4 protein-coding genes and 1 pseudogene are annotated in these 6,289 nt (G+C 44.3%); 2 read left to right on the top strand and 3 right to left on the bottom strand.

Features of this window, described 5'->3' with window-relative positions:
- Positions 1-384 (top strand): annotated as a pseudogene (locus R7P72_RS06080) (hypothetical protein); the annotation flags it as partial.
- Positions 385-388: 4 nt separating this feature from the next.
- Positions 389-2,035, top strand: a complete 1,647-nt coding sequence (locus R7P72_RS06075; protein WP_049872669.1) for a BatD family protein — start codon at positions 389-391, stop codon at positions 2,033-2,035.
- A 129-nt stretch (positions 2,036-2,164) separates the two neighbouring features.
- On the opposite strand, the gene R7P72_RS06070 is transcribed toward R7P72_RS06075, so the two are convergent.
- From R7P72_RS06070 to pstA, 3 genes are all read right to left on the bottom strand, one after another.
- Positions 2,165-4,288: a GGDEF domain-containing protein gene (locus R7P72_RS06070; RefSeq protein WP_025768552.1), complete on the bottom strand. Its 2,124-nt coding sequence runs from the start codon at positions 4,286-4,288 to the stop codon at positions 2,165-2,167.
- Between the two features lie 327 nt (positions 4,289-4,615).
- The gene (gene pstB, locus R7P72_RS06065; RefSeq protein ID WP_005375156.1) at positions 4,616-5,365 is read right to left on the bottom strand and encodes a phosphate ABC transporter ATP-binding protein PstB; all 750 of its coding nucleotides are present in this window, start codon (positions 5,363-5,365) and stop codon (positions 4,616-4,618) included.
- Between the two features lie 60 nt (positions 5,366-5,425).
- On the bottom strand, positions 5,426-6,289 hold the full coding sequence (gene pstA / locus R7P72_RS06060; RefSeq protein ID WP_005375155.1) for a phosphate ABC transporter permease PstA: 864 nt from the start codon (positions 6,287-6,289) through the stop codon (positions 5,426-5,428).

The raw sequence follows: 6,289 nt of genomic DNA, 5'->3' as shown, positions 1-6,289 counted from the left end.
CAACAGCAACAGCAACAGCAACAGCAACAGCAACAGCAACAGCAACAGCAACAGCAACAGCAACAGCAACAGCAACAAAAGTCTCAAAACGAAGGGAAAGAAGCGCAAGGACAACAGTCACAAAATCAGCAAGATTCTGAAAATAAAAAAGAAAAACAAAAAACGGAACAACATCAACCGCAACGAGATGACAAGCAAGTGAAGGATCAAGGTGAACCAATACAGGCTAAAGCGCATCCCGAAAAAATGCATCAGGATGATCCTGAGTTCCGTCGACTAGAAGCAGTAGAAAGTGCTCGCGACCCAAGCTTTTTGATCCGTGCGCAAATGCAACTTCAAGCGCAACAAAAACAACCTCCACAACAATCTCAAAAGGAGTGGTAAGCCTGTGATGAACAAAGGCGTAAAACTGGTCTTTATTTTTGTGGCCAGCCTAATATCCAGTTTCTCGGTGATGGCACAGACACTTCAAGCTAGTGTGAATAAAACACAAGTAGCCAAGAATGAAGTGATTAACCTCAGAATCATTTCAGATACTGAGCTCAGCTCAGACTCAATCGACTTCAGTGTTCTAGAGAAAGACTTCTTCTTGGGTCAACCTCGTTATGGCCGCTCTAGCAATAACATTAACGGAAGAAAATCAGTGCGTACCGAGTGGAGTATCTCAATTGCACCAATGAAAGAAGGTGTTCTGACTATTCCAAGTTTTTCCGCTGATGGTATGAGAACGGAGCCGATCAAACTGCGTGTCAACGCGAGCCAAACAGACCCCAATCTTGATGATCTATTTAGCTTCAATATTACGGTCGACAACAGTACGCTCTACCCTCAGCAATCTGCAACATTACGTATACAACTTCTAATTAAAGCGGACACTCGACGCCTAGATAACCCGCAAATAGTACCTCCGCAGATTAAAGGCATGAAGCTTGAGGCACTGGGTGGCTTACAACAAAGACAGAAGATCTTAAATGGGTTAGAAGTAGCGATCATAGAGCAGTCGTTTCGCTTAACGGCCAATCAACCAGGCACTTATACCTTGATAGGTCCTAAACTGACCGGTTCTTATATTTATGGCGACAGCTTGACGGGCTCAACCAAAATAATGCCTATCAACACCAAAGCGGAACGCATGCCAATCACGGTCAAACCGATTCCGAGCGAATTTAAAGGTGAATGGCTTCCTGCTTCAGCGTTAGAAATGACACAGAGCTGGCAAGACGATCAAGGTAATCTACTGTCGACTAACGCGATCAACACAGTAAAACAAGGCTCTTCACTCACTCGAACCATTCAAGTTAAGGCTCGCGGTACACAAGCCGAATATCTGCCACGAGTCAATATTAGTTACCCGAGTTCACTGCGCGTGTATCCCGAACAACCTAAGTTCGATAGCGCGAGAGATGGCACCGTTACCATGACGGTGAAGCAAGTCATTATTCCTACAGAGGCCGGGAAATATACCTTACCAGGATACGACTTGAACTGGTGGGACAGTCAAAATGATGAAGCGAAGAAAACAACGTTACCAGAGCTAACATTAGACGTAGAGAAAAATGACACTGGGCTAATCACGTTGCCGGAATCGCCTCTTTCAGCGCCTTTAGTGTCAGCCCCTAGTCCTGAATCAAGCGGCGATGTAAACAGTCTCTGGCGAATATTAACCTTTGTTTTCTTAGGGCTTTGGATAATGACATTGGGAATCGCTATTTGGGCATGGAAAAAGCGGTCAATAACAGCGAGTGGAACGGTTTCAAATACTGAACAACCACTTTGCATCGACGCGCTAAAAAAAGTCATCGAAGAGGGCGATGCTGCGAAAATTGAACGCTCTGTAAATGAGTATTTAACCACTCATCAAGACAGGCTAAACCCTGGCGACGTACAAGCAATTAAGCAAGAGCTTAATGCCATGAATCAAGCGTATTTTAGTGCTAACCAACAACCTTGGAACCCTGATTCGCTGCTAGCGAAAATTCAAAACCTTGGCAAAGCAAACGTAACAAAAACCGACCACCAGCTCGAAAAGCTATAAATAACTAGATAACAATGGCAGCTCTCATGAGCTGCCCATTCTCTTATCCGGCCAAATTTGCTTTAGCGGTTTTATCTAGAGCACCAACCGCCGCCCCCTTCCCTATCAAGTTGCTCTTATGAACATCACTCACTCAACAAACACTTGGGGCTCGTATTCGTATCGCCTTACACAATTTCGCCCATGATTCTTCGCTTGATAGAGTGCCTTATCCGACAACTGATATAAATGGTCGAAATTAAAGTCTTTGCCTTTCGCTTTATAACAGGAGTAACCGACTGAAACGGTGAGTAACTCCCCTTCTGGGTTATGTCGATGCTTTATCCCCTCGCCCTCGATGCACTGACGAATGCACTCTGCTCTCAGTCGAACCTCCTCTTGCTCAGAACCAATCATGAGCAATGCAAACTCCTCACCTCCGATACGGCAAAAAACTTCATCTTCACCTTTGGTATGATGATCCAAGATATAGCCAATTCGCATCAATGCGATATCGCCTTCGAGATGACCATAGTGATTATTGAATAAGCCAAAATGGTCAATATCAATCAGGATCAGGCCAAACGACATGTCGTCTTCACACTCTAGGGCACAATATTTTTGCATCACATGTTCTAACATGCGGCGATTACCAAGACGCGTCAAAGGATCGAGCTTAGAAAGTACCTCAAGCTGTCGATTGGCTTCCTCCAACTCTTTTGTTCGGTTCTGAACCTCCAGCTCTAAGTTTTCGTTTAATTCGCGAATCGCCTCTTGAGCTTGAGTACGTTGCAATACTTCAGCTAAGCTGGACGCGAACATACGAATCACTTCACGTAACTGAGAAGTTAACGGCGCACGTGTCAGCAAATTATCAACAGCGATAAAGGCGATAGGACCACTGCTATTTGAAGTCAATACCGTCATCGCAGCCCAACCAAAGCCAACAATATTACAGTCATGATAAATAGGCACTGATTCTTCAAATGCGACTTCGTTTGGCATTGAGCGAGCCAGATTTATAAGAGAGAAATCTTGGGTTTCGCCAAAGAAGTAAGATTCATCCACCACATTACCTTGAATATCGGTACCCCACGTTCCTTGCATGTAAGAGCAATTTTCATCAGTTAAAAACACCGCCATTCGATCAATACCAAGATTTTTAATGGCGAAAGTGACGGCCGATTTGCATACTCCACTGACAGTAGTGCAACGTGATAACTCAACCATGCTTGAATGCAACATGCGTACGTTTTGTTCTTGGCGCTTACGAATGTAAATTTGAGAGAAGAGTGAACCAAACGAGTCCAACATCTGTTTTTGATATGCCGTTATCGGCTTACGATGAATAAAGTTATCTAGCGCGAACCACCCAAACGGTTCATTGCCATCGCGTAAAATCAACATCGCATTCCAGCCCTGCCCGATGACCTTGCCTGCTGTGTATATTGGCGCGTCTTCTACAATCACTAAGTTGCTCTCAAGGCTAGATAACGCGGTGATATACTCCTCGCTAAGTTGGTGTAAATCGTATTGTGTGTGAAATTCATCAATCGTAATTCCTGACTCATCCGTGCCGTATGTACCACTGAAGCTGCGCTTTTTCATATCGAGAAGCATCAGTGTAGAGCGATCAAACCCAAGTCGTTCACGTAACGCTTCGACGGCTTTGTAGTACAAGTCCTTTAAAGAATCAGGATTAGAGATTTCGAGTGCAACTTGCTGAACTAACTTCATATTTTCGATAAAGCGCTCGCGTTGGCTAATCTCATCAACATATTGCGCTTCACGAATATCTCTGTGCCTGATCTCTTTCGAGGCATTTTTTTCAGCACGAATACATTGCCAACGCGCCGCTGCGAGTTGCATTGCGTCGTAACTTTCTTCATAGATATTATGTGCCGTGCGAGCATGTACAGATTGAATCAGTAGGTAGGTACGTTTGATAGGCGTGTTGTCGAGCATCATGATGTAACTATCACCGCCTAAATCTCGGGTGTGATTCCAGTTACAAGTGTTGATCGCCAGAGGTATGATGCTTTCAGAGGTGTCAAACTGACTTGCCCACTCCCAGAATGTCTCAGGATAGTTTTGGGTTGGGTAAAGCTCTCCGCGAGAGAAGCTCATCGAATGACGAGGGTTAATTGAAGGATCTTCAAAAATAGCGAGGGCTTGAGGGGAGAACAGACTCTCTAAATGATCAAAGATTGCCTCCGCTAGCAACCGATGATCCCTCGTTGAAGACACTTTTCTTGTAAAACTTCTTAAACTCACCCTACCAACCTAATCTACTTTTTTATCCTCGATAAAAAACTACTTAGGCCATGATATGCAATCAATACGTTCAAATTTGAGCTGTTAAGTCATTCGCAAAATTATCAGACTTAGTGTTACATTCGAGAGCTCTTCAGCACTTTTAAAGCCATGTTTCACATAAGTTACATGCTTTATAAACTGGGGAGGAAAGTTGTACTCATTTACAAGATTTTTGTGTTGGTAGATGTTTTAAGCCTACGACTTAAAAAGAAAAAGGCCCCTCATCAAGAGGGGCAAAGTTACCATCGCTTATAGTTATTTAGTTATGCTTGTAAATACGGTGGATTAACCGAAATCACCATTTACGTAGCCTTGAGTACGGTCGTCTTGAGGGTTGCTAAAGATCACTTGCGTATCGTTGTGCTCAACCAGTTCACCCATTAGGAAAAACGCAGTGCGGTCAGAGATACGACGCGCCTGTTGCATTGAGTGAGTCACGATAACGATGGTGTAGTTCTTCTTTAGCTCTTCCATCAGTTCTTCGATTTTGTGTGTCGCAATTGGGTCAAGTGCCGACGTTGGCTCATCCATCAGAATCACATCCGGCTCCATCGCGATTGTACGTGCAATACATAAACGTTGCTGCTGACCACCAGAAAGACCGAATGCGTGTGATTTAAGGCGATCTTTCACCTCATCCCAAAGTGCAGCACCGCGCAGCGAACGCTCTACCACTTCATCAATTGTCTTTTTGTCTTTGATACCTTGAGCACGTAAGCCGTAAGCCACGTTCTCGTAAATGCTCATCGGGAATGGGTTTGGCTTTTGGAATACCATGCCGACTTTGATGCGAAGGTCAGCAACATCAATGTTGCCGTAAATATCTTCGCCGTCCATCGCCAATTTACCTGTAATTTTCACGCCTTCGATTAGATCATTCATTCGGTTCAAACAGCGTAGAAGCGTTGATTTTCCGCAACCTGACGGGCCGATAAGTGCAGTTACTTGGCGAACTGGAATTGGTAAGTTGATCGATTTCAGTGCTTGGTTGTCACCGTAGAATAGGTCTAGGTTTTCAATATCAAATTTGTTCATTGTCTTAATCTCTTAATTCTTGAATTCGTGTCTTTTAACGTGCGTTCTTAATTAGTGTTGTTAGTAAGTTGCGGTGTTAAAACGTCTAGCAATCAGTTTCGTTACCATGTTGATCAAGAGAACAACTACGATAAGCACTGTTGCCGTACCGTAAGCCTGATTCCATTCTTCAACGGTAAACAGTTCGGTAGTCAGTTTGTATAGGTGAACGGTTAGCGTACGACCTGAATCCAATAAAGAATCCGGAATACGTGCAACCATACCTGCTGTCAGGAATACTGGAGCAGACTCACCAATGACACGACCAATACTTAGAATGACCGAGGTTAAGATACCTGGCATTGCGCTTGGAAGAATCAAACGCCAGATAGTGTAAATCTTAGAAGCACCGAGGCCATAAGAGCCTTCACGGTAAGTTTGTGGCACTGCCATCAGCGCTTCTTCCGTTGTACGGATGATCACTGGCAGGATTAGGATACTTAGCGTCAATGCACCCGATAGAATCGAGAAGCCAAGGCCAAGAATCGCCACGAAGAAAGTCATACCAAACAGGCCGAAAATGATCGACGGGATACCCGCCAATGACTCGGTACAGAATCGGATGATTTTCACCAAACGACTGCCCACTTTCGCGTATTCGGTCAAGTAGATTGCCGTCATGATACCGAGTGGCGCTGCCACTGCGATAGAAGCGATAACCATGTAAATGGTCGCCACAATCATTGGGAAGATACCGTGCTCTTCACCTGTGCGCGTATAGTTATCAGTAATGAAGTTCCAATCTACGTGTTGTAGACCGTTTGATAGGATGTACCAGATAATCCAGAACAAAAAACCTACCGTTAGTGCTGCCGAGATCCAGACAAATGCGTTAAAGACATTATCTTTGAACTGGCGTGCTTTTTTCAGTTTTGTGCGATCCAT

The organism is Vibrio sp. Vb0888, assembly GCF_033338835.1.
GTDB lineage: Bacteria > Pseudomonadota > Gammaproteobacteria > Enterobacterales > Vibrionaceae > Vibrio > Vibrio alginolyticus.
Note: the sequence above shows the minus strand (reverse complement) of the source record. Positions and strands in the feature narration are given on the sequence as shown.

Excerpts from the sequence above, each read along its gene's own strand:
- pstA (WP_005375155.1), bottom strand. The coding sequence starts at position 6,289 with ATGGATCGCACAAAACTGAAAAAAGCACGCCAGTTCAAAGATAATGTC.
- pstB (WP_005375156.1), bottom strand. The coding sequence starts at position 5,365 with ATGAACAAATTTGATATTGAAAACCTAGACCTATTCTACGGTGACAAC.